The organism is Novosphingobium sp. DS6-6 (genome assembly GCF_057784975.1).
In genome coordinates, this window is record NZ_JBYNTS010000009.1 from 25,192 (window position 1) to 51,547 (window position 26,356).

General features: G+C 63.3%; 26 protein-coding genes and 2 tRNA genes. 19 read left to right on the forward strand and 9 right to left on the reverse strand.

Features of this window, described 5'->3' with window-relative positions:
• Position 1: 1 nt before the first annotated feature.
• From AC3EDY_RS11815 to AC3EDY_RS11900, 18 genes are read left to right on the forward strand one after another with little or no spacing between them, the layout of a single operon-like run.
• The gene (locus AC3EDY_RS11815; protein WP_488572700.1) at positions 2–733 is read left to right on the forward strand and encodes an NADH-quinone oxidoreductase subunit C; all 732 of its coding nucleotides are present in this window, start codon (positions 2–4) and stop codon (positions 731–733) included.
• On the forward strand, positions 730–1,941 hold the full coding sequence (locus tag AC3EDY_RS11820; protein ID WP_488572701.1) for an NADH-quinone oxidoreductase subunit D: 1,212 nt from the start codon (positions 730–732) through the stop codon (positions 1,939–1,941). The genes AC3EDY_RS11815 and AC3EDY_RS11820 overlap by 4 nt, the downstream gene beginning before the upstream one ends.
• Positions 1,938–2,147, forward strand: coding sequence for a hypothetical protein (locus AC3EDY_RS11825; RefSeq protein WP_488572702.1), 210 nt, complete (start codon positions 1,938–1,940; stop codon positions 2,145–2,147). Before AC3EDY_RS11820 ends, AC3EDY_RS11825 begins: the two co-directional genes overlap by 4 nt.
• A gap of 1 nt (position 2,148) precedes the next feature.
• Positions 2,149–2,484 (forward strand): nuclear transport factor 2 family protein, encoded by a 336-nt coding sequence (locus tag AC3EDY_RS11830; RefSeq protein WP_488572703.1) that lies wholly within the window; start codon positions 2,149–2,151, stop codon positions 2,482–2,484.
• On the forward strand, positions 2,484–3,152 hold the full coding sequence (locus tag AC3EDY_RS11835) for a complex I 24 kDa subunit family protein (protein WP_488572704.1): 669 nt from the start codon (positions 2,484–2,486) through the stop codon (positions 3,150–3,152). Before AC3EDY_RS11830 ends, AC3EDY_RS11835 begins: the two co-directional genes overlap by 1 nt.
• Before the next feature lie 3 nt (positions 3,153–3,155).
• On the forward strand, positions 3,156–4,448 hold the full coding sequence (gene nuoF / locus AC3EDY_RS11840) for an NADH-quinone oxidoreductase subunit NuoF (RefSeq protein ID WP_488572705.1): 1,293 nt from the start codon (positions 3,156–3,158) through the stop codon (positions 4,446–4,448).
• Positions 4,448–6,466, forward strand: coding sequence for an NADH-quinone oxidoreductase subunit NuoG (gene nuoG, locus AC3EDY_RS11845; RefSeq protein WP_488572706.1), 2,019 nt, complete (start codon positions 4,448–4,450; stop codon positions 6,464–6,466). The genes nuoF and nuoG overlap by 1 nt, the downstream gene beginning before the upstream one ends.
• Complete coding sequence (gene nuoH, locus AC3EDY_RS11850; protein ID WP_488572707.1) at positions 6,463–7,512, forward strand: NADH-quinone oxidoreductase subunit NuoH; 1,050 nt, start codon at positions 6,463–6,465, stop codon at positions 7,510–7,512. Before nuoG ends, nuoH begins: the two co-directional genes overlap by 4 nt.
• A complete protein-coding gene (gene nuoI, locus AC3EDY_RS11855; RefSeq protein ID WP_488572708.1) occupies positions 7,509–7,994 on the forward strand; it encodes an NADH-quinone oxidoreductase subunit NuoI in 486 nt (161 codons plus the stop codon). The genes nuoH and nuoI overlap by 4 nt, the downstream gene beginning before the upstream one ends.
• A 12-nt stretch (positions 7,995–8,006) precedes the next feature.
• The gene (locus tag AC3EDY_RS11860; RefSeq protein WP_488572709.1) at positions 8,007–8,624 is read left to right on the forward strand and encodes an NADH-quinone oxidoreductase subunit J; all 618 of its coding nucleotides are present in this window, start codon (positions 8,007–8,009) and stop codon (positions 8,622–8,624) included.
• Positions 8,624–8,929 carry an NADH-quinone oxidoreductase subunit NuoK gene (gene nuoK / locus AC3EDY_RS11865; RefSeq protein WP_488572710.1) on the forward strand — a complete coding sequence of 102 codons (306 nt, stop codon included), beginning with the start codon at positions 8,624–8,626 and terminating at the stop codon, positions 8,927–8,929. Before AC3EDY_RS11860 ends, nuoK begins: the two co-directional genes overlap by 1 nt.
• A 4-nt stretch (positions 8,930–8,933) precedes the next feature.
• Complete coding sequence (gene nuoL, locus AC3EDY_RS11870) at positions 8,934–10,997, forward strand: NADH-quinone oxidoreductase subunit L (protein WP_488572711.1); 2,064 nt, start codon at positions 8,934–8,936, stop codon at positions 10,995–10,997.
• On the forward strand, positions 10,994–12,526 hold the full coding sequence (locus AC3EDY_RS11875; protein ID WP_488572712.1) for an NADH-quinone oxidoreductase subunit M: 1,533 nt from the start codon (positions 10,994–10,996) through the stop codon (positions 12,524–12,526). Before nuoL ends, AC3EDY_RS11875 begins: the two co-directional genes overlap by 4 nt.
• Positions 12,526–13,989: an NADH-quinone oxidoreductase subunit NuoN gene (nuoN, locus tag AC3EDY_RS11880; RefSeq protein WP_488572713.1), complete on the forward strand. Its 1,464-nt coding sequence runs from the start codon at positions 12,526–12,528 to the stop codon at positions 13,987–13,989. The genes AC3EDY_RS11875 and nuoN overlap by 1 nt, the downstream gene beginning before the upstream one ends.
• Positions 13,990–13,996: 7 nt before the next feature.
• Entirely contained in the window at positions 13,997–14,743 is a 747-nt protein-coding gene (locus AC3EDY_RS11885) for a biotin--[acetyl-CoA-carboxylase] ligase (protein WP_488572714.1), read from the forward strand.
• Positions 14,743–15,549: a type III pantothenate kinase gene (locus tag AC3EDY_RS11890; protein ID WP_488572715.1), complete on the forward strand. Its 807-nt coding sequence runs from the start codon at positions 14,743–14,745 to the stop codon at positions 15,547–15,549. The genes AC3EDY_RS11885 and AC3EDY_RS11890 overlap by 1 nt, the downstream gene beginning before the upstream one ends.
• The gene (locus tag AC3EDY_RS11895; RefSeq protein ID WP_488572716.1) at positions 15,546–17,198 is read left to right on the forward strand and encodes a ribonuclease J; all 1,653 of its coding nucleotides are present in this window, start codon (positions 15,546–15,548) and stop codon (positions 17,196–17,198) included. The genes AC3EDY_RS11890 and AC3EDY_RS11895 overlap by 4 nt, the downstream gene beginning before the upstream one ends.
• A gap of 32 nt (positions 17,199–17,230) precedes the next feature.
• The gene (locus AC3EDY_RS11900) at positions 17,231–17,503 is read left to right on the forward strand and encodes a DUF1467 family protein (protein ID WP_488572717.1); all 273 of its coding nucleotides are present in this window, start codon (positions 17,231–17,233) and stop codon (positions 17,501–17,503) included.
• 234 nt (positions 17,504–17,737) lie between these two features.
• Here the strand turns inward: AC3EDY_RS11900 and phoB are convergent, their stop codons facing one another.
• The 7 genes from phoB to AC3EDY_RS11935 all read right to left on the reverse strand — a co-directional run bounded on the left by phoB (position 17,738) and on the right by AC3EDY_RS11935 (position 25,178).
• On the reverse strand, positions 17,738–18,427 hold the full coding sequence (gene phoB, locus AC3EDY_RS11905) for a phosphate regulon transcriptional regulator PhoB (protein WP_488572718.1): 690 nt from the start codon (positions 18,425–18,427) through the stop codon (positions 17,738–17,740).
• Between the two features lie 117 nt (positions 18,428–18,544).
• Positions 18,545–19,207, reverse strand: coding sequence for a phosphate signaling complex protein PhoU (gene phoU / locus AC3EDY_RS11910; RefSeq protein ID WP_488572719.1), 663 nt, complete (start codon positions 19,205–19,207; stop codon positions 18,545–18,547).
• Positions 19,208–19,217: 10 nt separating this feature from the next.
• A complete protein-coding gene (pstB, locus tag AC3EDY_RS11915; RefSeq protein WP_488572720.1) occupies positions 19,218–20,084 on the reverse strand; it encodes a phosphate ABC transporter ATP-binding protein PstB in 867 nt (288 codons plus the stop codon).
• A 1-nt stretch (position 20,085) separates the two neighbouring features.
• The gene (gene pstA / locus AC3EDY_RS11920) at positions 20,086–21,372 is read right to left on the reverse strand and encodes a phosphate ABC transporter permease PstA (RefSeq protein ID WP_488572721.1); all 1,287 of its coding nucleotides are present in this window, start codon (positions 21,370–21,372) and stop codon (positions 20,086–20,088) included.
• Positions 21,365–22,747 carry a phosphate ABC transporter permease subunit PstC gene (gene pstC / locus AC3EDY_RS11925; protein WP_488572722.1) on the reverse strand — a complete coding sequence of 461 codons (1,383 nt, stop codon included), beginning with the start codon at positions 22,745–22,747 and terminating at the stop codon, positions 21,365–21,367. The genes pstA and pstC overlap by 8 nt, the downstream gene beginning before the upstream one ends.
• A 33-nt stretch (positions 22,748–22,780) precedes the next feature.
• Positions 22,781–23,827 (reverse strand): substrate-binding domain-containing protein, encoded by a 1,047-nt coding sequence (locus AC3EDY_RS11930; protein ID WP_488572723.1) that lies wholly within the window; start codon positions 23,825–23,827, stop codon positions 22,781–22,783.
• A gap of 160 nt (positions 23,828–23,987) precedes the next feature.
• Positions 23,988–25,178: a sensor histidine kinase gene (locus AC3EDY_RS11935; protein ID WP_488572724.1), complete on the reverse strand. Its 1,191-nt coding sequence runs from the start codon at positions 25,176–25,178 to the stop codon at positions 23,988–23,990.
• Between the two features lie 521 nt (positions 25,179–25,699).
• Between AC3EDY_RS11935 and AC3EDY_RS11940 the strand changes: the two genes are divergently transcribed.
• Entirely contained in the window at positions 25,700–25,921 is a 222-nt protein-coding gene (locus AC3EDY_RS11940) for a hypothetical protein (protein ID WP_488572725.1), read from the forward strand.
• Between the two features lie 238 nt (positions 25,922–26,159).
• Here the strand turns inward: AC3EDY_RS11940 and AC3EDY_RS11945 are convergent.
• Both AC3EDY_RS11945 and AC3EDY_RS11950 read right to left on the reverse strand, forming a co-directional pair.
• Positions 26,160–26,234, reverse strand: a tRNA-Glu gene (locus tag AC3EDY_RS11945).
• Positions 26,235–26,253: 19 nt separating this feature from the next.
• Positions 26,254–26,328, reverse strand: a tRNA-Glu gene (locus AC3EDY_RS11950).
• Between the last annotated feature and the right edge of the window lie 28 nt (positions 26,329–26,356).

A 26,356-nucleotide genomic window follows, 5' to 3' on the forward strand; every position in this document is an offset into this window, starting at 1 on the left:
TATGGCGATTTTGCATTCCGCCCCGCGCTATGCTCCGTTCGACGGGGCAAGGGACGCACTGGCCGCGGCGTTGGGCGATCTCGTGATCGAAGCCAGGGAAGAACATGGCGAGATCGTGCTGCTCGTCGTGCGCGAGCGCATTCAGGACGTACTGCGCGCGTTGCGCGACGATCACGAATACCAGCAGTTGATGGAAATCGCGGGCGCGGACTATCCGCAGCGGCACGACCGGTTCGAAGTGGTCTATTGTCTGCTTTCCCTGACCCGCAACCATCGTGTCATCGTCAAGGTGCGGACCGACGAGGCGACCCCGGTGCCCACCGTTACCACGCTGTGGCCGGTGGCCGGCTGGCTGGAGCGCGAAGTCTATGACATGTACGGCGTGCTGTTCGAAGGCAACGCCGATCTGCGTCGCATCCTGACCGATTATGGTTTTCAGGGCCACCCGTTCCGCAAGGATTTTCCGCTGACGGGCTATGTCGAGCTGCGCTATTCCGAAGAAGACCAGCGCGTGGTCTATGAACCCGTTCGCCTGGCCCAGGATTTGCGCCAGTTCGATTTCCTGAGCCCCTGGGAAGGCGCCGATTACGTGCTGCCGGGCGATGAAAAGGCGGCCGAAACCAGCGCGCCCGCCCCCGTTGCGACGCCCAAGGACACGCCGAGCCCGGCGCAGACCGGTGCGGGCGAACCGGCCAACAGGAACGCTGCCAAGACCACCGGAGACGGCGCATGAGCTTCTCGCTGGAACAGTCGCCCACCACCGGCGACGAGGTCATTACCAACTACACGATCAATTTCGGCCCCCAGCATCCGGCCGCCCACGGCGTGCTGCGCATGGTGATGGAGCTTGATGGCGAAATCATCGAGCGCATCGACCCGCATGTCGGCCTGCTGCACCGCGGGACGGAAAAGCTGATCGAATACAAGACCTACCTTCAGGCGCTGCCGTACTTCGACCGGCTGGACTATTGTTCTCCGCTGGCCATGGAGCACACCTATGTGCTTGCGGTGGAAAAGCTGCTCAACATCGAAGTGCCGCTGCGCGCGCAATATCTGCGCGTGCTGTTTGCCGAATTGACCCGCATCTGCAACCACATGCTCAATATCGGCAGTCACGTGATGGACGTGGGCGCGATGACGCCGAACCTGTGGCTGTTCGAAATCCGCGAGGACTGCCTGCAGTTCTTCGAGCGTGCATCGGGTGCGCGCATGCATGCGGCCTGGTTCCGCCCCGGCGGCGTCCATCAGGACGTTCCGCTCAAGCTGTTGACTGACATTGCCGACTGGCTGGATACGCGCTTGCCCGAACTGTTCGAAGACGCGATGAGCCTGGTGGTGGACAACCGCATCTTCAAGCAGCGCAACGTGGATATCGCCGTGGTCAGCAAGGACGATGCGGTGCGCTGGGGTTTCTCCGGCCCGATGATCCGCGCTTCGGGCATACCGTGGGATCTGCGCAAGGCCCAGCCCTATGATGTCTATGACCGGATGGAATTCGACGTTCCGGTGGGAACGCGGGGCGATTGCTACGACCGGATGATGGTCCGCGTGGAAGAAGTGCGCCAATCGGCCCGGATCATGAAGCAGTGCCTGGCGCAGATGCCCGAAGGCCCGGTCCTGACCACCGACCGCAAGATCGCCCCGCCCAAGCGCGGCGAGATGAAAAGCTCGATGGAAAGCCTGATCCATCACTTCAAGCTTTACACCGAAGGTTTCCGCGTGCCGGCTGGCGAAGTCTATGTCGCCACCGAAAGTCCCAAGGGAGAATTCGGCGTTTATCTGGTGGCCGACGGCACCAACAAGCCCTATCGCTGCAAGATCCGCCCCACGGCCTTTTCCCACCTTCAGGCGATGGATTTCATGTCAAAAGGCCACATGCTGCCCGACGCGACCGCGATCCTGGGCGCGATCGACGTGGTGTTCGGGGAGTGCGACCGATGAGCCGCACGCAGATCGACCAGGTCTCGATCCTGGCTTGCCTGACCGGGCTGGTGCTGACGGCGGCCTGGTTCGTCGCCTGGCTGATAACGGGCAGGGCGCCCGAAACCCTGGCGATGCTGGCCAGCGCCGTGGGCGGTTTCGAACTGTTCCACTTTGGCCAGGGCCTGTGGGCCGAGCGTGCGCGCCGCCGCACCAGGGGGCGCTGACATGGCCGGTCTGACCGATATCGCCCGGGGCATGATTGCGGCCTACAATGCGCAGGATGCCGACGCTTACGTCAGCTTCATGACCGGCGATGCCTGCGAAGCGGGTTACCGCGGGGCCGTGGTGCGCGAGGGCAAGGAAGGTACGCGCGCGGGCCTCGAAAAAATGTTTGCCGAGTTTCTGGAAAACCGCGCGGACGTGATCGGTGCCAACGAACTGGGCCATTATGTCGTGTTTCATGAGCGCGTCCGGCGCTCTGCCAGTGCCGAGCCGTTCGACGTGATCGCCGTCTACAGCTTCGAAGGCGACAAGTGCGCGCGCGTGGAGTTCATTCGCTAATGGCCGATCGTCATCCCGAACCCGATAGCCCCGAACTGCGCGCGCGGTGGGGCAGTTTCGCCTGGACCGAGGCCAATGCGGCCAAGGCCCGCGAAATCGTCGCGCGCTATCCTGCCGGCCGCCAGCGCTCGGCCGTCATGCCGTTGCTCGATCTGGCGCAACGCCAGGTCGGCACCGAGGAAAACACGCAGGGCTGGCTGCCGCTGCCGGTGATGGAATATGTCGCGGCCTATCTCGACATGCCGATCATCCGCGTGATGGAAGTGGCGACGTTCTACACGATGTACAATCTTGCGCCGATCGGCCGGTTTCACGTGCAGGTATGCGGTACCACGCCCTGCATGCTGCGCGGGTCTGACGACATTCTTGCCGCATGCAAGGCAAGGGGCCTGAAGAAAGGCCATACGACACCCGACGGTCTGTTCACCCTGACCGAAGTGGAATGCATGGGCAATTGCGCCTCGGCCCCGATGGTCCAGATCAACGACGACAATTACGAAGACCTGACGGTCGAGCGGATCGAGCATATCCTCGACGAACTGGCCGCCGGGCGCCAGCCCAAGACCGGAACCCAGGAGCCCGGCCGCCACACCGTGGAACCACTTGGCGGGCCGACCTCGCTGGCGGCGATGGTTTCGGAAAATCACGATTATCGAGGGGAGTGGTAAGCCATGGCCCTTGCCGACAAGGATCGCATCTTCACCAATCTCTATGGCTATCAGCCATGGACCCTTGCCGCTGCCCAAGCGCGCGGGGATTGGGACAATACCAAGGACCTGATCGCGCGCGGACGCGACGCAATCATTCAGGAAATGAAGGATTCCGGGCTGCGCGGCCGTGGCGGCGCGGGCTTTCCCACCGGCATGAAATGGTCGTTCATGCCCAAGGAGTCTAAGGATGGACGCCCGAGCTTCCTGGTCATCAATGCCGACGAGTCCGAGCCGGGTTCGTGCAAGGACCGCGAGATCATCCGCCACGATCCGCACAAGCTGATCGAAGGCGCGCTGGTGGCCGGCTTCGCCATGGGCGCGCGGGCGGCCTATATCTACATCCGCGGCGAATATATCCGCGAGGCCGAAACGCTGTTCGCCGCCGTGGCCGAAGCCTATGACGCGGGGCTGCTGGGCAGGAACGCGGCCGGTTCGGGCTATGATTTCGACGTTTTCGTCCATCGCGGCGCGGGCGCCTATATCTGCGGCGAAGAAACCGCGATGATCGAATCGCTGGAAGGCAAGAAAGGCCAGCCGCGCCTCAAGCCGCCGTTCCCCGCCGGGGCTGGTCTCTATGGCTGCCCCACCACGGTGAACAACGTGGAATCGATCGCCGTGGCGCCCACCATCCTGCGGCGCGGCGCGGCCTGGTTCGCCAGCTTCGGGCGCGAAAACAACAAGGGCACTAAGCTGTTCCAGATCAGCGGCCATGTGGACAAACCCTGCGTGGTCGAAGAAGAAATGTCCATTCCGTTTCGCGAGCTGATCGAGCGCCATTGCGGCGGCATCCGCGGCGGCTGGGACAATCTGCTGGCCGTGATCCCTGGCGGTTCCTCGGTACCGCTCGTGCCGGCGGCCGAGATCATGGACGCGCCGATGGACTTCGACGGTCTGCGCGCGCTCGGCTCGGGCCTGGGTACGGCGGCGGTCATCGTCATGGACAAATCCACCGACATCGTTCGTGCGATCAGCCGGCTTTCCTATTTCTACAAGCATGAAAGCTGCGGCCAGTGCACGCCCTGTCGCGAAGGCACCGGCTGGATGTGGCGCGTGATGGAGCGCCTGCGCACCGGCGATGCCGAGGTCGAGGAGATCGACATGCTGTTCAACGTCACCAAGCAGGTCGAAGGCCACACCATCTGCGCTCTGGGGGATGCGGCAGCGTGGCCGATCCAGGGCCTGATCCGCCACTTCCGCCCCGAAATCGAACGTCGCATCGCCGCGCGGGCCGACGTTCGGGAGGCCGCAGAATAATGCCCAAGCTCAAAGTAGACGGCGTCGAGCTCGAAGTTCCAGCCGGGGCCACCGTACTTCAGGCCTGCGAACTGGCGGGCAAGGAGATTCCGCGCTTCTGCTATCACGAACGGCTGAGCATTGCCGGCAACTGCCGCATGTGCCTGGTCGAAGTGAAGCCCGGGCCGCCCAAGCCGCAGGCTTCCTGCGCCCTGCCGGCCAGCGAAGGCCAGGACATCCGCACCGACAGCGAAATGGTCAAGAAAGCGCGGGAAGGGGTGATGGAGTTCCTGCTCATCAACCACCCGCTCGATTGCCCGATCTGCGACCAGGGCGGCGAATGCGATCTGCAGGACCAGTCCGTCGCCTATGGCCGCGGCGGCTCGCGCTATGACGAAAACAAGCGCGCGGTCACCGACAAGTACATGGGACCGCTGATCAAGACCACGATGACGCGCTGCATCCACTGCACCCGTTGCGTGCGCTTCTCGGAAGAGATCGCCGGTGTCGACGAAATCGGCGCGTTCTATCGCGGCGAAGCCATGCAGATCAGCACCTATCTGGAAAAGGCCGCGCGTCACGAGCTTTCCGCCAACGTGATCGATCTGTGCCCGGTCGGCGCCTTGACCAGCAAGCCCTATGCTTTCGAAGCGCGCCCGTGGGAGCTGAAGAAGACGCTTTCGATCGACGTTTCCGACGCGATCGGCGCCAATATCCGGCTCGACAGCCGCGGCCGCGAAGTGCTGCGCATTCTGCCACGCGTCAACGACGACGTGAACGAGGAGTGGCTGGCCGATCGCGCCCGCTATCTGGTGGACGGCCTGACCCGGCGCCGGCTCGACCGGCCCTGGCTGCGGCGCGACGGCAAGCTGGTTGCGGCCACCTGGAGCGAAGCGCTCGCCGCTGTCGCCGCGATCAATCGGGGTTCGTCGCCCGGTTCCTCCGTCGCGGTCGTGGCCGGCGATCTGGTCGATTGCGAAACGATGTTCGCAGCCAAGGCGCTGGCGGGCGCACTCGGTTCCACGCTGCTCGAAGGGCGGCAGACCGGGCTTGCCTATGCCACCGCCAGCCTTGCCGCCGTTGCGTTCAATTCCACGCTTGCGGGGATCGAGGATGCCGATGCGATTCTGATCGCGGGCAGCCAGATCCGCGATGAGGCACCGCTGCTCAACGCCCGGCTGCGCAAAGCGGCCAAGCGCGGGGCCAAGATCTTCGTGATCGGCCCGGTCTGGGAAACCACCTATCCCGCCACGTTCCTGGGCGAAGAGGCAGGTCTGCTGTTGGATTTGCCGAGCGACGTGGTCGAGGCATTCAACGCCGCGGCGAGGCCGGCGATCATTCTGGGCGGGGCGGCGCTGGCCAAGGGCGCGCTGGAAGCCGGCCTGGGCTTTGCCGAGCGCTTCAACCTGGTGCGCGAGGGCTGGAACGGCTTCAACGTAGTGCATATGGCCGCGGCCCGCATGGGCGGCCTGATGCTGGGCTATGCTCAGCCGGGCGGCATTGCCGACCTGGTTGCCGCAAAGCCCAGGATGGTGATTTCGTTGGGTGCCGACGAGGTTGACTGGACGCAGTTTGCCGGCAGCATGATCGTGCATATCGGCCACCATGGCGACAAGGCGGCCCATGTGGCCGACCTGATCCTGCCCGCGGCCGCGTTCAGCGAAAAGGACGGCACCTACGTCAATACCGAAGGCCGCGTGCAGTTTGCCGAACGCGCCGTGTTCCCACCGGGCGAGGCGCGCGAGGACTGGACGATCCTGCGCGCGCTGGCCGATGCATTCGGCGTCGATGTAGGCTTTGACAGCTTTGAACAACTGCGCGCCGCGATGATCGCTGCGGTGCCGGCGCTTGGGGTGGAAGGCCTTGCCGATTACGGCGCGCTGCCAGCCGCGCCGGCCGTGGCCGATTGCCGTGGCGCGATCGCCTATCCGATCAAGGACCCTTATCTGACCAACGCCATCGGCCGGGCCAGCCCGACGCTGCAGCGCTGCTCGGCCGAACTGCTGCATGGTGAATTTCAGGCGGAGGCTGCGGAATGACGGCGTTCTTCCAGTCGGTTCTGGGCCTTCCGTTCGGCGTGGCCTGGACTATCGCCACGATTTGCGGGATCCTGCTGATTGCGCTGCCAGTAATGCTGGCGGTGGCCATGGTGATCTATGTCGATCGCAAGGTCTGGGCTTCGATGGCGCTGCGCCGCGGGCCAAACGTGGTCGGCCCGTTCGGCCTGCTTCAGTCGTTCGCCGATGGCCTGAAAGTCTTTTTGCAGGAAACGATCATTCCTTCGGCGGCGAACAAGGGTCTGTTCCTGATCGCGCCGATCGTGACGTTTACCGTGGCCTTGCTGGCCTGGGCCGTGATCCCGTTCAATTCTGGCGCGATCCTGGCCGATATCAACGTCGGCCTGCTCTATATCCTGGCGATCTCGTCGCTGGGCGTATACGGGATCGTGATCGCGGGCTGGTCGTCCAACTCGAAGTATCCGTTCTTTTCCGCGATGCGCGCTTCGGCCCAGATGATCAGTTATGAAGTTTCGATCGGCTTCATTCTGATCTGCGTAGTGTTGTGGGCCGGCTCGTTCAATCTCAATGATATCGTCAAGGCGCAGCGCGGTTTCGGGTTGGGCTTGATCAACGGTTTCTGGTGCAGTCCGCTGCTGTTTCCGATGTGGGTGATGTTCCTCATTTCCAGCATGGCCGAAACCCAGCGCGCCCCGTTCGACCTGACCGAGGCCGAAAGTGAACTCGTTGCCGGTTATCAGACCGAATATTCGTCGATGTCGTTCGCGCTGTTCTGGCTGGGCGAATATGCCAACGTCCTGTTGATGTGCGCGCTCAACGCCACGCTGTTCTGGGGCGGCTATCTGCCGCCGGTGGAACTGGCGATCCTCTACTGGATTCCCGGCTGGCTCTGGCTCATTCTCAAGATCGCTTTCGGGTTCTTCGTGTTCAGCTGGGTCAAGGCGACGGTGCCCCGTTATCGCTATGACCAGTTGATGCGCCTGGGTTGGAAGGTTTTCCTGCCTGTCTCGCTGCTGTTCGTGTTCCTCGTCAGCGGCTACCTCATGGCTACCGGACATTTCGCATGACTGTTGGACAGCTCGTCAAGAGCTTCACGCTCTGGGAGTTCGTAAAAGCGCATTGGTTGACGCTGAAGTATTTCTTCAGGCCCAAGGCGACGATCAACTATCCGTTCGAGAAGAATCCGCTTTCGCCGCGCTTTCGCGGTGAGCATGCGTTGCGTCGCTATCCCAACGGCGAAGAGCGCTGCATCGCTTGCAAGCTGTGCGAGGCGGTCTGCCCGGCACAGGCGATCACGATCGAATCGCAACCGCGCGAGGATGGCAGCCGCCGCACCACGCGATACGATATCGACATGACCAAGTGCATCTACTGCGGCTTTTGCCAGGAAGCATGCCCGGTCGATGCCATCGTCGAAGGGCCGAACCTCGAATATGCGACCGAAACGCGCGAGGAACTGCTGTACGACAAGGCCAAGCTGCTGGCGAACGGGGACAAGTGGGAGCGGGCGATTGCCGCGAACCTTGAAGCCGATGCACCGTACCGGTAAGGGGCGCGCGTCATGATCCAGGCAATCGCCTTCTACCTCTTCGCCACGCTGACGATCGCTTCGGGCGCAGTCACCATTCTGGCCCGCAACCCCGTGCATTCGGTGCTGTGGCTGATCCTGGCATTTTTCAATGCCGCGGGCCTGATGGTCCTGATCGGCGCCGAATTCATCGCGATGCTGCTGGTGATCGTTTATGTCGGCGCGGTGGCCGTGCTGTTCCTGTTCGTGGTCATGATGCTGGACATCGATTTCGCGCGGTTGCGGGCCGGGTTCATCAACAACGTGCCGCTGGGCTTTGCGCTCGCCCTCGTGCTGTTGGCCGAACTGGTCATGGGCATTGGCGCGTACAAGGCCGGCGGGCTGGCCCTGGGCACCCCCGACCCGGCGACAGCGCCGGTTGCCGGCCTTTCCAATACCGCGGCCATCGGCGCCGTGCTCTATTCCCGCTATCTGTTCCTGTTCGAAACCGCCGGCATCATCCTGCTGATGGCGATGATCGGTGCGATCGTGCTGACGCACCGGCAACGCAGTGGCGTACGCGGCCAGAACGTGAGCCGTCAGGTGCAGCGGCGCCCGGAAGAAGCCACGATCAATCTTCAGCCGGAAGTCGGGAAGGGGGTGTCTCTCTGATGATCGGCATCGAACACTATGTCATCGTCAGCGCGATCCTGTTCGTGCTGGGCGTGCTGGGGATATTCCTCAACCGCAAGAACGTCATCATCCTGCTGATGGCGATCGAGTTGATCCTGCTGTCGGTGAATCTCAATCTGGTGGCCTTCAGCGTATTCCTTCACGATCTGGTCGGCCAGGTCTTTGCGATGTTCGTGCTCACGGTGGCGGCGGGCGAAGCGGCGATCGGGCTTGCCATTCTTGTCATCTACTTCCGTGGCCGCGGCACGATTGCCGTTGACGACGTCAACCGGATGAAGGGCTGAACCCATGTCGTCCATCAACGTCATCGTCTTTCTGCCGCTTCTGGCAGCGATCGTTGCCGGCCTTGGCAACAAGCGGCTGGGTCTGGTTCCGGCCAAAGCGATCACCACCGGCGCATTGTTCGTATCCTGTGCGCTGTCGTGGCCAATTTTCCTTTCGTTCCTGGGCGGCCATGCAGAGGCCAGCGTCACTCCGGTACTGCAATGGGTGAAATCGGGGGATCTCGATTTCCTCTGGGCCCTGCGGGTCGATACGCTCACGGCCGTGATGCTGGTGGTGATCACCAGCGTTTCGTTCCTCGTTCACCTCTATTCGTGGGGGTATATGAGCGAAGAGCCGGATCAGCCGCGCTTCTTTGCTTATCTGTCGCTGTTCACGTTCGCCATGCTGATGCTGGTGACGGCCGACAATCTGGTGCAGATGTTTTTCGGCTGGGAAGGCGTGGGCCTGGCCTCGTACCTCCTCATCGGCTTCTGGTTCCGCAAGCCCAGCGCCAACGCCGCGGCGATGAAGGCCTTCGTCGTCAACCGCGTTGGCGATCTGGGCTTCATGCTGGGCATTTTCGGCGTGTTCCTGGTGTTCGGGACCGTGTCGATCCCGGCGATCCTGCACGCGGCGCCATCGGTGCTGCCGGGTTCGACGATCGGCTTCCTCGGTTATCGGTTCGACACCGCCACGGTACTGTGTATTCTCCTGTTCATCGGCGCGATGGGCAAATCGGCGCAACTGGGCCTGCACACCTGGCTGCCTGATGCAATGGAAGGCCCGACTCCCGTTTCGGCGCTCATTCACGCGGCCACGATGGTGACCGCAGGGGTGTTCATGGTCTGCCGCCTGTCGCCCCTGTTCGAACTGAGCCCCACCGCCACCGGGTTCGTGACGTTCATCGGCGCCATGACCTGCCTGTTTGCGGCCACTGTCGGCACGACTCAGACCGATATCAAGCGTGTGATCGCCTATTCGACCTGTTCGCAGTTGGGCTACATGTTCTTTGCGGCCGGGGTGGGTGCCTATGGCGCGGCGATGTTCCACCTGTTCACGCACGCCTTTTTCAAGGCGCTGCTGTTTCTCGGCGCGGGCTCTGTCATCCATGCGATGCACCACGAACAGGACATGCGCTTCTACGGTGGCCTGCGAACGAAAATTCCTGTCACATATTGGACGATGATGGCCGGCACGCTGGCGATCACCGGCGTCGGCATTGTCGACGTGTTCGGCTTTGCAGGGTTTTACTCGAAGGATGCGATCCTGGAGAGCGCCTGGGCCAAGGGTACCGAGCTTGCGCATTTTGCATTCTACCTGGGCATATTCGCCGCGCTGCTGACCAGTTTCTATTCCTGGCGCCTGGTCTATCTGACGTTCTTCGGCAAACCGCGCTGGGAACGGTCAGAGCATATCCAGCACGCCGTGCACGATGCCCATGGGCATGCAGATCATGCGCACGACCATCACGCACAGGGCGATGATCACGATCGTCATGATCATGCCCACGCGCATGGCGACGGCACGGCGGGCTATCATCCGCACGAAAGCCCGCTGGTGATGCAGGTGCCGCTGCTGGTTTTGTCGGTGGGCGCGGTGCTGGCCGGTTTCGTTTTCCACCACGCCTTCGTCAGCGAAGGGACGGGCGAATTCTGGAAAGGATCGCTGGTTTACAGCGAGCACCTGATCCATGCCGCGCATCACGTTCCGGACTGGGTGAAGTGGGCGCCGTTCGCGGTCATGGCCACGGGGTTCCTGATTGCGACATATGCCTATGTGGTGAACACGGCCTTCCCGGCCGCGTTCGTGGAGCAATTCGGCTTCCTTTACCGCTTCCTTCTCAACAAGTGGTATTTCGATGAACTCTATCACGCCATTTTCGTGCGCCCGGCCATGTGGTTTGGCCGCGTGTTCTGGAAAGTGGGCGACATCGGGATCATCGACCGCTTCGGCCCGAACGGCGCTGCCTGGCTGGTGGCGCAAGGCAGCCGCGGGGCGGTGAAGCTCCAGTCCGGATATCTCTACAGCTATGCGCTGGTCATGCTCGTCGGTCTCGTCGGTGCGATCAGCTGGGTGATCGCACAATGACCGGCTTTCCGATCCTTTCGCTCATGCTGCTGGTGCCGCTGGTCGGCGCCGGCCTGGTCCTCAAGGCCAGTCGCGAGCAGGCCCGCATGATCGCGCTGATTGCAACCCTGATCGATTTCGTACTGGGCGTGGCGCTCTGGATGCATTTCGACGTGGGTGGCGCGCAGTGGCAGTTCCAGGAGCATGCCGCGCTCTTTGCCGGTTTCGCGTGGAAACTCGGGATCGACGGCATTGCCCTGCTGCTGATCGCGCTGACCGTATTTCTGATGCCCATCTGCATCGGGGCAAGCTGGAATTCGATCGAGAAACGCGCCGGCGAATACTACGCCGCTTTCCTGCTGATGGAAACGCTGATGATCGGCGTGTTCACCGCGCAGGACCTGTTCCTGTTCTATATCATGTTCGAAGCCGGCCTGATCCCGATGTACCTGATAATCGGTATCTGGGGCGGGGCCGACCGCATCTATGCCAGCTACAAGTTCTTTCTCTACACGCTGCTCGGCTCGGTGCTGATGCTGATCGCGATGTTCTGGATGGTCAACGCGGCCGGTACCAGCGACATCCCGACACTGATGGCCTACGATTTCCCCGCCCGGGCGCAGACCTGGTTGTGGCTGGCCTTTTTCGCCAGCTTTGCGGTGAAGATGCCGATGTGGCCGGTGCACACATGGTTGCCCGATGCCCACGTGCAGGCGCCCACGGCCGGATCGGTGATTCTGGCCGGCGTGCTTCTGAAGATGGGCGGGTATGGTTTCATCCGCTTTTCGCTGCCGATGTTTCCCGAAGCCTCGGCACAGTTCGCGCCGCTGATCTGGGGTCTGTCGATGGCGGCGGTGGTGATCACTTCGCTGATCGCGCTGGTCCAGCACGACATGAAGAAGCTGATCGCCTATTCGTCGGTGGCGCACATGGCGATCGTGACGATCGGCTTGTTCGCATTCAACCGGCAGGGCCTGGAAGGCGCCATGATCGTGATGCTCAGCCACGGTCTTGTTTCGGGTGCGCTGTTCCTTGGCGTCGGCGTGATCTATGACCGTCTGCACACGCGCGAGATCGCCCGTTATGGCGGCCTGGCCATCAACATGCCCTATTATGCGCTGTTCATGTTGCTGTTCACCATGGCGTCGATCGGCCTGCCGGGCACCAGTGGCTTTGTCGGGGAATTCCTTTCGCTGCTGGGGATCTATGCTGCAAGCAGTTGGGTAGCGCTGGTATGCACCACCGGCATCATCCTGGGTGCGGCCTACATGCTCTATCTGTATCGCCGTGTGATTTTCGGCGAACAGAAGAATGCCGACGCAGCCGCGATGGGCGATATCGATGCGCGGGAATGGGCCATGATGGTGCCGGTCGCGGCCGTCGTCCTGTGGATGGGCGTCTATCCCGAAAGCTTCCTGGCGCCGATGCGCAAGGACATCGCTGCGCTTGAAGCGCGCCTGGCGCCGGCCAGGCCGAAGGGCGACGCGCAACTGCAACTGGGCACTGCCAAGGCAGTGGCCCAAGAAGCCGCGCATGGGGAGGCGCACTGATGGAACTGCTTCGCTCTCTCCAGATCACGCTTGCCGAAGAAGTGCTGACCATTTCGGGCGTGTTGCTCTTGCTGGTGGCCGCCTGGTGCGGCGACAGGGCCGCGCGCCTGATCTCGATCGTTTCCGTGGCCGTACTTGCCGTTTGCGCGGTCATTGCCGCGCGCGCGCTGTGCGGCTCGGCCACGGGGCCGGACGTGACGGCCTTTTTCGGCCAGTATCGCGCCGATGCCTTTGCCGCCTTTGCCAAGCTGCTGATCTATGCCGGTTCTGGCGTGACGCTGATTGTGGCGCCCGCGTTCTTCGATCGCGTGCGGGCCATGCGCGCGGAATTCCCCCTGCTGGTGCTGTTTTCGGCACTTGGCATGGGCATCATGGTTTCGGCCACCGATCTACTGGCGCTGTACGTCGGCCTGGAACTCAACAGCCTTTCCTCCTACGTGCTGGCGGCCATGCTGCGCAGCGACGAGCGTTCGGCGGAGTCTGGTCTCAAGTACTTCGTGCTGGGCTCGCTCGCATCGGGCATTCTCCTCTATGGTGTAAGCCTCACCTATGGCTTTACCGGCACGACCAGCTTCGAAGGCATTCGCCTGGCGTTGAGCCATGGGCTGACCACTGGCGCCACGTTCGGCATGGTGTTCGTTCTGGCGGGCCTGGCGTTCAAGATCAGCGCGGCGCCGTTCCACATGTGGACGCCCGACGTCTATGAAGGCGCGCCCACTCCGGTGACGACGTTCTTTGCCACGGCATCCAAGGTCTCGGCACTGGCGCTGCTGATGCGCGTGAGCCTGGAGGCGTTCGGAGCCCAGGTAGCCGCCTGGCAGCAGATCGTCATTTTCGCAGCGCTGCTGTCGATCGTGATCGGTGCGCTCGGCGCCATCGGGCAGAACAACATCAAGCGCCTGATGGCCTATTCCTCGATCAACAACGTGGGCTTCATCCTGATCGGCCTCGCCTGCGCCAGCCAGCCGGGCGCGGCCGCCATGCTGGTCTACATGGCCATCTATGTCGTGATGTCGATAGCCGGCTTTGTTGCCGTGCTGATGCTCAAGGGTGCCGATGGCGAGCCGGTTGAAGCCATTTCCGATCTGGCCGGCCTGTCAAAGACCCGTCCGGGCCTGGCGGCAGCGCTGGCCGCGGTCATGTTCAGCCTGGCCGGCATCCCCCCGCTGTTCGGCTTCTGGGGCAAGTTCGTGGTGTTCCAGGCCGCGGTTCAGGCCAATCTGCTGGCCTTGGCCGCGATCGGCATTGCCGCCTCGGTGATCGGTGCGTTCTATTACCTGAAAGTCGTGAAAGTGCTCTATTTCGACGAGGCGACCGACAAGGTGACAGGCAGGAGCGATCTGGCGCACACGGTGTTGCTGGTGATCGCCACGCTGTTCCTGTCTCCGCTCGGCTATCTGCTGACCGGCTGGCTGCATGTGCTGGCCGGCAACGCGGCCACCGCGCTGTTTCACGGGGCCTGAGCCACTCTTGTTCGAACTGGTAGACGAAATCCCCTCGACCAACGCCGCCCTGGTGGCGCGCGTGGCGGGGGGAGTGCCGTGCGTGGAAGAACACTGGCTTGTCGCTGATCGCCAGACCGCGGGCCGCGGGCGCGCGGGGCGATCGTGGACCGGTGGACTGGGCAATTTCATGGGTTCGACCGCTGTGCGCCTGGCCCCGCACGAGCGCGCGCCGCAGACCCTGGCGCTGGTGGCCGGCGTGGCATTGTGGGATGCCGTGTGCGCCTGCGCGCCGGGCCTGCCCGGTCTCTATCTGAAATGGCCCAACGATCTGCTGGTGGGCAAGGCCAAGCTGGCCGGCATCCTGCTGGAACGCGCCGGCGAGACCGTTGTGGTTGGCGTCGGCGTCAACCTGGCGTTTGCGCCCGAGGTGCCTGGCCGCGACACGGTATCCCTTTCGTCGCTGGGCCATGCCATCGATCGCAATGCCTTTGCCACGCAGTTGGCGGCATGCTGGGCCGGGCGCCTGCGGGCCTGGCATGCCGGACAATGGTCAGCGCTGCGGGCGGAATGGGAAGAGCGCGCAATGCCGCGCGGCACGCTGGTTTCGATCAATGACAAGGATCATGGCCTTGTTATGGGCGGCTTTGCCGGGATCGATGCCGAGGGTGTGGCGCAATTGCGCTTGGCCGATGGCCAGGTTCTTGCCATTCACGCCGGGGATGTCGATCTAGTGGCGGAATGGCCGGTGCCCGATCGCCAAGGAGATGCGTGATGCTGCTGGCGGTCGATGTCGGCAATACCAATGTGGTTTTCGCCTTGTTCAAGGATCACACCATCCGCGCGCGCTGGCGCGTGGCGACCGATCCGCGCCGCACGGCCGACGAATATGCCGTATGGCTGCTGCAATTGATGCAGATCCAGGGATTTGCCCGCGATGCCGTGCGCCAGATCATCATTTCCACCGTTGTGCCGCGCGCTCTGCACAACCTGCAGGTACTGGCCGACAAGTATTTCAAGCTGGAAGCGATCGTGGCGGGGCAGGGCAATGCCGAATGGGGCTTTGTCGCGGATGTGGATGAGCCGCGCTCTTTGGGCGCGGACCGGGCGCTGAACGTCATCGCCGGGCATGCGCGCCATCCCGGCGAACACCTGATTATCATCGATTTCGGCACGGCAACGACGTTCGACTGGGTCAATCCGGAAGGAACCTACAAGGGCGGCATCATCGCCCCGGGGATCAACCTGTCGCTTGACGCCCTGGTAAGCGCTGCGGCCAAGCTGCCGCGCATTGCCGTGTCGGTGCCGCGCCACGGCGAAAGCGTGATCGGGCGCAATACCGAAGACCAGATGCATATAGGGGTTTTCTGGGGCTATGTGGCGATGATGGAAGGCCTGATTGCCCGCATGCGCAATGAAATAGGTAAGCCGGTCAAAGTGGTCGCCACGGGCGGGCTGGCGGTGCTGTTCGACCGGCACACCCGCATTTTCGATCATGTCGATGCCGATTTGACCTTGCATGGCATGGCCTTGCTTGCAGAGCGCGCCACCGCGGCCGCCCAGAACAGGACACAAGCGTGAAGCCCGGAAAGGAATTGCTCTTTCTCGCCCTTGGTGGTTCGGGCGAGATCGGGATGAACGTCAACCTCTATGGGTGTGACGGCAAGTGGTTGATGGTGGATCTCGGCATGACGTTTGCCGATCCGTGGTATCCCGGGGTGGAACTGGTTTTCGCCGACCTGGAATTCATCGAGGCGCGCAAGAAGGACCTGTTGGGCGTGGTGCTGACTCATGCGCACGAGGATCACATCGGCGCGGTGCCCTATTTTGCCCAGGAACTGGGCGTACCGCTCTATGCCACGCCGTTCACCGCCCGCCTCGTGCACGAAAAGCTGGTGGAAGCGGGGATCGAGAACAGCGTGGAACTGAACGTGATTGCGAACGAAGGCAGCCTGGCGCTGGGCCCTTTTGCAATCCGCTATGTGCCGCTTGCGCATTCCATTGCCGAAGGCAACGCCCTGGTGATCGACACGCCTTATGGCCGCGTGTTCCACACCGGAGACTGGAAGCTGGACGACGAACCGCGCGTGGGCACGCCGGCAACCGAAGAGGAACTCACCGCGATCGGCGACGAGGGCGTGCTGGCGCTGGTGTGCGACTCCACGAATGTTTTCAATCCCAACCCGTCCGGATCGGAAGGCGCAGTACGGGCCGGACTACTGGAAACCATTGCCGGGCTTTCCGGGCGCCGGGTGGTGGTGACGACCTTTGCATCGAATGTGGCGCGGTTGCAGACGCTGGCCGAAGTAGCTGCCGCGACCAACCGCAAGTTGTGCGTGGCCGGCCGTTCGCTCGATCGCATTATCAAGGTTTCGCAGGCCTCGGGCTATCTGCTCGATTTTCCCGACCCGATCGGCATGGACGAAGCGATGGACCTGCCGCGCGGCGAAGTGCTGATCCTGGCGACCGGCGGGCAGGGGGAAGCCCGGGCCGCCCTGGCGCGGATTGCCGGTGACCAGCACCCGATCAAGCTGGAAGCGGGCGATGCGGTGGTGTTTTCCAGCCGGCAGATCCCGGGCAACGAGCTGGCAATCGGCCGCGTGCAGAACGCCTTGGTTGAAAAAGGCGTGCGCCTGGTGACCGACAAGCAATCGCTGATCCACGTTTCCGGCCACCCCGGCCGGCCGGAGCTGGCGGCGCTTTACGACTGGCTTCGTCCGCAGATCCTGGTGCCGGTACATGGTGAAATCCGCCATATGGCGGAACAGGCCCGCCTGGGCCGGTCGGAAGGCATTCCCAAAGCCATCGTGCAGAAGAACGGCGATCTGGTGCGCCTTGCGCCCAACGGGCCGGTCAAGCTGAGCAGCGAGCGCAACGGCCGCCTGGTGCTCGACGGCGATATCATTGCCCCGGCTGATGGCGAAGCCATGGCCGCGCGGCGAAAGCTCGGCAACAACGGGCTGATCAGCGTGGCCCTGGCTGTCACGCCGGAAGGCAAACAGGCCTCGGCCGCCGATTTCGGCTGCATCGGCGTGCCGTTGGAAGAGGATATGGAGCCGTTCCTGAACGAGGCGCGCGACGACGTTTCCAAGGCGCTGAAAGCACTCAAAGGCGATCGCAAGCGGGACCGGGTGGCCATTGCCGAATGCGTGCGGCTTACGGTAAGGCGGACAGCGCAGCGTTGGTGCGGCAAGAAGCCGGTGGTGCAGGTACTGCTGCGCGAGCGTTGACAGCGGCCAGCGGCAAGGCGAGGGACACGATCATGCGTTGGACATCGATGCTCGCGATCTACACCTTGTTCTGGGTGCTATCTGCCTTTGCAGTGCTGCCAATCGGTTTGCGGACGCCTGACGATGCCGGCGTTTCCCCCGTGGCTGGTCATGCCACCAGTGCACCGGTGAATTTCCGTCCGGGCTTGGTCGCCTTGCGGGCGACGCTGGTTTCCGCCCTGCTCTTTGGTTTGTTCTATGTCAATTTCCGCCAGGGCTGGATAACCGCGGAAGACCTGGACGTGTCCCGCCTGCTGGGCATCTGATCCGCCTGACAGTGCCGCATTCCGCCCCGGCTGCGGCCGGACGGATGCGGCGCGTGGCGTTGCCGGTTCGCCATCCTATGACACGGCGATTGCGATTGCCGAAGATCGTCTGGGCGAAGAGGCCTGAAAGTTTCCAGGCAGCCGGGCCGGGGGCTCATCTGGTCCCTGCGCCGGTTCCATGCGGACCGGGCCTACGAAACAGGACGGCTGACGGACGCGGCCCGAGGTTGGCGTTCAAACCCCTTCAAGCGCATAGCCGGCAGATCGCACCGTGCGCACCGGATCGGCCGCGCCGGGCAGGGCGATGGCCTGGCGCAGGCGGCGAATATGCACATCGACGGTGCGCAGTTCGATATCGCTGCCGCTGCCCCACACCGCATCGAGCAGCTGTCCGCGCGAAAAGACGCGGCCAGGATGCTCCATGAAGTGCTTGAGCAGGCGGAATTCGGTCGGGCCGATCTTGATCGCCTGGCCCCGTCGCGTCACGCGGTGAGCGGTGGGATCAAGGCTCATGTCGCCGACCGTGATCGTCTCGCCCGCCAGCGCAGGCCGCACGCGGCGCAGCACCGCGCCCACGCGTGCGATCAGTTCACGCGGCGAAAACGGCTTTGTCACGTAATCGTCGGCGCCCGTTTCCAGCCCGCGCACGCGATCGTCCTCGTCGCTGCGGGCGGTGAGCATGATGATCGGAACATGCGCGGTGGCCTTGTTGCGGCGCAGGCGACGGCAGACCTCGATCCCGCTGGTGCCGCCGATCATCCAGTCGAGCAGGACCAGATCGGGCGTGTCTTCGGCCGCCAGCAGCAAGGCTTCGTCGCCATCATCGGTGCTGCGCACATCGTAGCCTTCGCCGCGGAAGCGGTATTCGACCAGTTCGGCCAATGCGGTATCGTCTTCGACGAGAAGCAGCTTGGGGGCAGACACGCGTTACCTCCGGGATGGACCTTGACCGTAACCTTGCGAAAGCACGACGATTGTTACGTGGCCATGACGAAACCAGTGGATTATCGGCACGACCCGCAGACCAGCGCGAATCCTGCCCTATCGTTCAGGCAGATACGTTCCGGTGGCCGCGAAATATACCATCTCGGCGATGTTGGTGGCATGATCGCCCACGCGTTCGATATTGCGGGCCACGAACATCAGCTGGGCAACGCTGCTGATCGTGGCGGGATTCTCCACCATGTATGACACGAAATTGCGGAACACGCTGTCATAGATGGCATCGACCTTGGCATCGCGCCGCACGATCTCCGCGGCGGAAACGGCATCGCGCGCGGCATAGGCCGTCAGCACGTCGTGCACCATGTCGCTGGCCAGTTCGTTCATGATCGGCAGCAGAGTCAGCGGTTCGAACCGCTTGCGGCCTTCGATGTGGCCGACGCGCTTGGCGATGTTCTTGGCATAATCGCCGATGCGCTCGATAACGCCGGCGATCTTGAGCGCGGCAATCACTTCGCGCAGATCGTCGGCCATGGGCGCACGCAGGGCCAGCACGCGGATGGCTAGGCGATCGACTTCGCCTTCCAGCTGATCGATGCGCTTGTCACGAGCGATCACGCCGGCGGCAAGATCCTCGTTGCCGCTGACAAGAGCATCCATCGCTTCGGTAATGGAAAGTTCGGCCAGGCCGCCCATTTCCGCCACCAGGCCGCGCAGGCGGGTGATATCCTCGTCGAAAGCCTTGACGGTATGTTCAGCCACGTCCGATCCCCTACCCGTAACGGCCGGTAATATAGTCCTTGGTACGCTCTTCCCGAGGATTGGTGAAGATATCGGACGTGGTGCCGTATTCGATGACCTTGCCCATGTGGAAAAAAGCGGTGCGTTGCGAAACGCGCGCGGCCTGCTGCATCGAGTGGGTGACGATGACGATGGCATAGCGGCCGCGCAGTTCGTCGATCAGTTCCTCGATGCGCGCCGTGGCGATGGGATCGAGCGCCGAACAGGGCTCGTCCATCAGGATCACTTCGGGATCGACGGCAATGGCCCGCGCGATGCACAGCCGCTGCTGCTGCCCGCCTGACAGTGCCGTGCCGCTGTCGGTCAGACGGTCCTTGACCTCGTCCCACAGGCCCGCGCGCTGCAACGAGCTTTCGACAATGCCGTCAAGTTCGGCCTTGCTGGTGGTGAGGCCATGAATGCGCGGCCCATAGGCGATGTTTTCATAAATCGACTTGGGAAACGGGTTGGGCTTCTGAAAAACCATGCCCACCCGCGCACGCAATTGCACGACGTCCATGCCCGAACGATAGATGTCCTGCCCGTCGAGCAGGATTTCGCCTTCGACGCGGGCATTGGCGATCGTGTCGTTCATCCGGTTGAGCGAGCGCAGGAACGTCGATTTGCCGCAGCCCGAAGGGCCGATGAACGCGGTGACGTAATCGCTCGGCACGTCGATCGAAACATCGTCGATGGCCCGCTTGGCACCATACAGCACCGAGACGTTACGGGCGCTGATCTTGGCCGCGGTTTTCGCGGATGTGACCGCGTCTGCCCGCTCACCGGGCTGAATGCCCTCTTTCAGCGCAGGCGTCGGGGCGGCTTTGGCCAGTGAAGACGTGGAACCGGGAACGCTCATGTTACCACCGTTTCTCGAAGCGGTTGCGCAGATAGATGGCAAGACCGTTCATCAGCAGAAGGAAAATCAGCAGCACCACGATCGCCGCGCTGGTGCGCTCGATAAAACCGCGGTCGATCTCGTCGGACCACAGGAAGATCTGCACCGGCAACACGGTGGAGGGCGATGTCAGGCCGCCAGGCGGGGATGCGACGAAAGCGCGCATGCCGATCATCAGCAATGGCGCGGTTTCGCCCAGTGCGCGGGCCATGCCGATGATCGTGCCGGTCAGGATGCCGGGCAGGGCAAGCGGCAGGACGTGGTGGAAGACCACCTGAACCGGGCTTGCCCCCATGGCGAGAGCCGCATCGCGGATCGAGGGAGGCACCGCTTTGATCGCGTTGCGGCCGGAAATGACGATGACCGGCATGGTCATCAACGCCAGAGTCATCCCCCCTATCAATGGGGCCGAGCGGTAATGCGGGAACAGGGCGAGGAACACGGCAAGGCCCAGCAGGCCGAAAATGATCGAAGGCACCGCCGCCAGATTGTTGATCGAAATCTCGATCAGATCGGTCCAGCGGTTGCGCGGGGCATATTCCTCCAGATAGAGCGCGGCGAGCACGCCGACGGGGAACGCCAGCGTGAGCGTGACCAGCATGGTCAGGATCGAACCCTTGAGCGCGCCCCAGATGCCTACGGCCTGGGGGCTCGTAGCATCGGACCGGGTGAGGAAACCATCGTCGAACGCGCGGACGAGCTTGCCTTGCGCTACCAGACGCCGGGCCACGGGGCGCAGCGTCTCGTCGCCATCGCCGCGCTGCGCCGCGACGAGGTCGTCGGTTGCGGGCAGCGATACCGCGATCCGTTCGTTGTCAAGCAGGGCGGGGTCGGCGGCAAGACGCGCCGCCACTTCCCGCCAGGCGCCGTCGGCCAGCAGCGCCGACCCGCCTTGGCCCAGTCCTCGCTCTGCCGCGGCATCGACCAGCGCCGGCAGCCCGGCAAGCTCGAGCGCGCTGGCCGGATCGGGCTGCGCCAGCCTGTCGCGGTCGATCGTGATCTGCCCGTGCAGCGGCAGGTCGAAACGCAGTTCGCTGCGCTGGAAGCCGGCAAGACCGCTCGAGGCCATCGACACCAGCAGAAAGGCCAGGACCAGGGCGGAAAAGGCAACGGCCGCCAGCCCGGCCAGGCGGAACAGCCGGTCGCCCGCATGGCGGCGGGCCAGCCGCCCCGCCATGCGGGCGCGGCGCTGGGCGCTCGCCACCTCGGCCGAAACGGAACCGGGCGTGGTCATCGGCGCCTCACTCATAGGCTTCGCGATAGCGCTTCACCACACGCAGGGCGATGAAGTTGAGTGCCAGGGTGACAAGGAACAGCACCATGCCCAGGGCAAAGGCGGAAAGCGTGGCGGGATGATCGAAGCTGCCTTCGCCGGTCAACATGGCGACGATCTGGAACGTCACCGTCGTCATCGACTGAAACGGATTGGCGGTCAGATTGGCCGAGGCGCCGGCCGCCATGACCACGATCATGGTTTCACCGATCGCGCGGCTGATCGCCAGCATGATCCCGGCCACGATGCCGGGCAAGGCCGCGGGCATCAGCACGTTGCGGATGGTCTCGGCGCGGGTGGCGCCCATCGCCAGGCTGCCGTCGCGCAGCGAACCGGGCACCGCGGCAATCGCATCGTCGGCCATCGAGGATACGAAGGGGATGATCATGACGCCCATGACCAGGCCAGCGGCAACCGCGCTTTCGGTAGAGGCGCTGGTGATCCCGATGCCTTGCGCGAAATCGCGGACTGCCGGCGCCACGGTAAGCGCGGCGAAATAGCCGTAGACCACAGTGGGTACGCCGGCCAGAATTTCCAGCAACGGCTTCATCACCTTGCGCACCGTGGACGAGGCATACTGGGTGAGGTAGACCGCGCTCATCAGCCCCAGCGGAATGGCCACCAGCATGGCGATGATCGCGCCGATGTAGAACGTGCCCCAGAATAGCGGAATGGCGCCGAACTGCTTGCCATCGGGCGTGCCGGTGCTCATCGGATCGGGCGCCCAGTGGGTGCCGAACAGGAAATCGATCGGCGAAACCATCCCGAAAAACCGCACGGTTTCGAACACCAGGCTGGCGATGATGCCCGCCGTGGTCAGGATCGCCACCAGCGAGGCGATCAGCAGAATGGCCATCACCGCGCGCTCCACGCGGGTGCGGGCGGTGAAATCGGGCCTGAGCCGCAGGAAAGCGAAGGCACCGCCGGCCAGCGCCACCACGATAGTGACGATCAGGCCGATCGTCTCATAGTGCGCAAGTGCCACGCGATAAGGCGCGACCAGCCCTTCCGCTTCGGGCATGAACACGCCAAAGGCGTTGCCTGTGGCCACGGCACGCGCCTGGGCCAGCATGGCTTCGCGTTCGAAGCCGAAGCCGGGCAGCGCGGCGGCGGCCGGGTCGGCCAGCACGCGGGCTGTAACCAGCCCGGGGCTGACCGCGTTCCACGCCAGGGCGAACGCCAGCGCCGGAACGGCCACCCACAGGGCGACGTACCAGGCATGAAAATTGGGCAACGAGTGCAGATTCACGTGCGGCGCCCGGCGCCGGAAAGCCCACGCGCGCGAACGGGCGGCCAGCCAGCCGACAAGGCCCAGCCCGAAAGCAAGCAGCAAAAGAATGGCTGGCGACATCACCGGGCTGTTCCGTCCTTTATCCTATTGCACCTATTGGAGTTGCGAACCGTCCAGCGAGGGCATCGTGGCGACGGTCCGGGCGCTTTGCACGAGCACCGCTTCGGGGGCGACGACCATGCCGAGCCTGGCCAGCGTACCCCCCTTGCTCCACAGCTTTGACCATTGCGTGACATAGGCCTTGAGGCCGGGGATCGCCTTGAGATGCGCTTTCTTGACATAGATGTAGAGCGGCCGGGCGCCGGGATAGCTGAAATCGGATATGGTCTGGTAGGTCGGCGTCACGCCGCTCATCGTCAGGCCTTTGATACGATTGGCATTCTCTTCCACATAGGAAAAACCGAAAATGCCGATTGCCTTGGGATTGGCCTCGATCTTCTGGACAATGAGGTTGTCGTTCTCACCCGCGTCGACATAGACACCGTCTTCGCGGACCTGCGAACAGAGAGCATCGTGCTTTTTCCTGTCGCGCTGTTTCAGCGCGTCCATCGCCGGGTTCGCCTCGCAGCCCTTGGTCAGGATCAGTTCCTTGAGCGCGTCACGCGTGCCCGACGTGGATGGGGGGCCATAGACCAGAATCGGATCGGCCGGCAGCGCGGGGTTGACATCGCGCCAGGTCCTGGCTTGATTGGGCTGCCCATAAGGGTTCTTGGCCAGCGCCTTGTAGATGTCTTCGGGCGTCAGCGCGAGGCCGGCGCCGCCCTTGGCCTCGGCAAACGCCACGCCGTCAAGGCCCACCTGGATTTCGGTGATGTCCTTGACGCCGTTGGCCCCGCATTCGTCGAATTCGCTTTTCTTGATGCGGCGCGAGGCATTGGCGATGTCGGGGTGTTGCGGGCCGATGCCGCCGCAGAACAGCTTCATGCCAGCGCCGGTTCCGGTCGATTCGATGATCGGCGATTTGATCGCCGGGTCGCTCTTGGCGAGCTGCTCGGCAACGGCCTTGGCGAACGGATAGACGGTGGACGACCCTACCGCGCGGACCTGATCGCGGCTGCCGGCATCGGCGCTATCGCATCCGGCAAGGCCGATCGATCCCGCGGCAACGATGCAAAGCGCAAATGCGCGGTAGACGACCATGATCGAACGTTCCTTTCCCGGCGGCCCGGAGCCCCGTGAATGCTGCGCCAATGAGACCTGGGAATGACATGTTTATGACAGAAAAGCCGCAATTATGACGCCGAAATTATGATCGGGTGATGGCGGACATGGGCATGGGCCAGGCCGGCGCGGATCGCGGTCAGCCCGTCGCCGCTTCGGCGCCATCGTCTACCACCAGCGGCAGGCGCACTGTAACCGTCGTGCCTTCGCCCAGCGTGCTGGCGATGTCGAGCTTGCCGCGGTGACGCTCGACAATATGCTTGACGATCGCGAGGCCTAGGCCGGTTCCCCCCGCGGCCCGGCTGCGCCCGGGATCGGAGCGGTAAAAGCGGCGGGTGAGATGGGGCAGGTGATCAGGATTGATCCCTTCGCCGCGATCGGCCACTTCCAGCACGGCTTCGGCCGCCTCGCGCCGCACGCGCACGGTCACCGGGGCGTGGGGGTCGCCATATTTGAACGCATTGTCGATCAGGTTGCGGATCAGTTGGTCCAGTTGCTGGCGGTCGCCGCAAACGATACCCTCCACCGTTTCGGCCACGATCCGTTCTTCGCTTACGGTAAACCCGACCTCGCCGGCAATGGTTTGCGCCATCTGCCCCAGATCGATCTGCTCGCGTGGAAACTCGTGCTTTTCCGCTTCGATACGGGAAAGCGACATAAGGTCCTCCACCAGCGTCTGAAGGCGCTTGGCCTCGCGCAGGACCGTGGCGTGGAATTTCGCCGACGTGACCGGATCGATCTTTGCATCGGGATCGGCCAGGGTTTCCACGTAACCGATGATCGATGCCAGAGGGGTGCGCAACTCGTGGCTGGCATTGGCCACGAAATCGGTATGTGCCCGGCTGATATCGGCCTCGGCCGTGCGGTTGACCAGTTCGATCAGAGAAAAGCGTTCGTCGATGGCGACGCGGCTGACCTGCCAAATGCTGCGCGCGCCGGTCAATCCGCGTACCAGAGCGGTTCCCTCAGGCTTGTCGAGCAACGTGACTGCTTCCGGATGGCGCAAGGCCACACGGGCGTCCTGGCCGACGATGTGCGGCCCCAGAGCCTCGCGCGCGGCGGCATTGGCCGAGGCGATGCGCTGGCCATCGAGCATGAGAACGGGGACGCTGAACGGTTCGACCAGCGCGATCATCGCCTGGCGGGAAACGCTGCCTTCTTCCGGCCGAACCTGAACGATTTCCGGCTCGGGACTGGCAAGCCAGAGCGAGGCGAGCCACACCACCAGAACGGCGAAGGAAAGCCACAGGCCGGCCCCGGCAAACAGCATGGCAACAGCAGCCGCAAGCGCGATGGCCACGCTTGTCCAGGGCAAGGCCAAACCTTTCATTCGAGCAGGTCACTTTCGCGCGAAACGATATTGCCTTGGTGTTAGGCGAGCTGGCCAAGGTCGGCAAGCCTGCCGCCCCATGGTCATACTTGCCCGCCTCGCTGGCAGAAGCACGGGGCAGTATGCCTGGCGGCGGCGTCTTGCGTTCGATCCGATGCGTTTTGCTTCCGTTTCGGCGGGACCGGCGATACGCCGTGCACCCGTAAAAGCACCTGGCGAAGTCAGCTAAATATCTGATGCCATTATGGTGTATAGAATTCGTCGACGGGCCGGACTGACCGATGCCGACAATCGATATCGCCAAATCTGTCGGGAAAGCCGTGGTACCGCATCGTTTGGGCGCGTAAATCAAACGACAGGTCGAACATTCTCCATCATGGCCCGCCACTGTGGCAGGCACGGGCGGCGGGTGCGCGGGCCGGTTGCCGGCTGATTTGAAGAGGCCGGCGCGAAAGCCGCCCGAAAGACGGTGTTGCAACGCTGCACATCCCGACCGATGCCATGCAGTGGAGGATTTTGGCATGAAATCGTTGGATCGCACCAGCAACGACAAGGCCATTTTGGCTGACCTGATTGGCATGTTGGAAGGATCGTTGGTCGTGCTCGATCGTCAGGGCGCATCGCTTGCCGCCGCGCATCTCTCCATGGTGCTCGACCTGATGCGCAAAGAGCTTGCCGGCCCTCGGGTGGTCGAGGGGATTGCCGGTATCCCTGTGACGATACAGTCATCGCAGATACATTGACCGCCTTCCTCGTCGAAGCATTTTGGACGACGCGTTCAACATCGCGCAAAAGATGTCCGACCGAGTACCGATCTGGCGAGACATCGCGTGTCGAGCACTTTGCCGCGGCCGTGAGCCTCGACCGATGACAGGTAGGATGTTCTGGGCTTATGATATTCTTGGCTTATGATATTCTTGGCCTATGATATTCTGGGCCGATGATGTTCTGGGAAAACGCGGAATGCCAACAGGCCGGGTATGGTGACCCCTACGGGAATCGAACCCGTGTTTCAGCCGTGAAAGGGCCGCGTCCTGACCGCTAGACGAAGGGGCCGTCGGGCTTTGCGCAAGGATGGTGACCCCTACGGGAATCGAACCCGTGTTTCAGCCGTGAAAGGGCCGCGTCCTGACCGCTAGACGAAGGGGCCGTCGGGCTTGCGCCGCTTGACAGGTTCG

What these genes read in the sequence shown, in the direction of transcription:
- AC3EDY_RS11815 (WP_488572700.1), top strand. Translation starts at nt 2, where the DNA reads ATGGCGATTTTGCATTCCGCCCCGCGCTATGCTCCGTTCGACGGGGCA.
- AC3EDY_RS11820 (WP_488572701.1), top strand. Translation starts at nt 730, where the DNA reads ATGAGCTTCTCGCTGGAACAGTCGCCCACCACCGGCGACGAGGTCATT.
- AC3EDY_RS11825 (WP_488572702.1), top strand. Translation starts at nt 1,938, where the DNA reads ATGAGCCGCACGCAGATCGACCAGGTCTCGATCCTGGCTTGCCTGACC.
- AC3EDY_RS11830 (WP_488572703.1), top strand. Translation starts at nt 2,149, where the DNA reads ATGGCCGGTCTGACCGATATCGCCCGGGGCATGATTGCGGCCTACAAT.
- AC3EDY_RS11835 (WP_488572704.1), top strand. Translation starts at nt 2,484, where the DNA reads ATGGCCGATCGTCATCCCGAACCCGATAGCCCCGAACTGCGCGCGCGG.
- nuoF (WP_488572705.1), top strand. Translation starts at nt 3,156, where the DNA reads ATGGCCCTTGCCGACAAGGATCGCATCTTCACCAATCTCTATGGCTAT.
- nuoG (WP_488572706.1), top strand. Translation starts at nt 4,448, where the DNA reads ATGCCCAAGCTCAAAGTAGACGGCGTCGAGCTCGAAGTTCCAGCCGGG.
- nuoH (WP_488572707.1), top strand. Translation starts at nt 6,463, where the DNA reads ATGACGGCGTTCTTCCAGTCGGTTCTGGGCCTTCCGTTCGGCGTGGCC.
- nuoI (WP_488572708.1), top strand. Translation starts at nt 7,509, where the DNA reads ATGACTGTTGGACAGCTCGTCAAGAGCTTCACGCTCTGGGAGTTCGTA.
- AC3EDY_RS11860 (WP_488572709.1), top strand. Translation starts at nt 8,007, where the DNA reads ATGATCCAGGCAATCGCCTTCTACCTCTTCGCCACGCTGACGATCGCT.
- nuoK (WP_488572710.1), top strand. Translation starts at nt 8,624, where the DNA reads ATGATCGGCATCGAACACTATGTCATCGTCAGCGCGATCCTGTTCGTG.
- nuoL (WP_488572711.1), top strand. Translation starts at nt 8,934, where the DNA reads ATGTCGTCCATCAACGTCATCGTCTTTCTGCCGCTTCTGGCAGCGATC.
- AC3EDY_RS11875 (WP_488572712.1), top strand. Translation starts at nt 10,994, where the DNA reads ATGACCGGCTTTCCGATCCTTTCGCTCATGCTGCTGGTGCCGCTGGTC.
- nuoN (WP_488572713.1), top strand. Translation starts at nt 12,526, where the DNA reads ATGGAACTGCTTCGCTCTCTCCAGATCACGCTTGCCGAAGAAGTGCTG.
- AC3EDY_RS11890 (WP_488572715.1), top strand. Translation starts at nt 14,743, where the DNA reads ATGCTGCTGGCGGTCGATGTCGGCAATACCAATGTGGTTTTCGCCTTG.
- AC3EDY_RS11900 (WP_488572717.1), top strand. Translation starts at nt 17,231, where the DNA reads ATGCGTTGGACATCGATGCTCGCGATCTACACCTTGTTCTGGGTGCTA.
- pstB (WP_488572720.1), bottom strand. Translation starts at nt 20,084, where the DNA reads ATGAGCGTTCCCGGTTCCACGTCTTCACTGGCCAAAGCCGCCCCGACG.
- pstA (WP_488572721.1), bottom strand. Translation starts at nt 21,372, where the DNA reads ATGAGTGAGGCGCCGATGACCACGCCCGGTTCCGTTTCGGCCGAGGTG.
- pstC (WP_488572722.1), bottom strand. Translation starts at nt 22,747, where the DNA reads ATGTCGCCAGCCATTCTTTTGCTGCTTGCTTTCGGGCTGGGCCTTGTC.
- AC3EDY_RS11930 (WP_488572723.1), bottom strand. Translation starts at nt 23,827, where the DNA reads ATGGTCGTCTACCGCGCATTTGCGCTTTGCATCGTTGCCGCGGGATCG.
- AC3EDY_RS11935 (WP_488572724.1), bottom strand. Translation starts at nt 25,178, where the DNA reads ATGAAAGGTTTGGCCTTGCCCTGGACAAGCGTGGCCATCGCGCTTGCG.
- AC3EDY_RS11940 (WP_488572725.1), top strand. Translation starts at nt 25,700, where the DNA reads ATGAAATCGTTGGATCGCACCAGCAACGACAAGGCCATTTTGGCTGAC.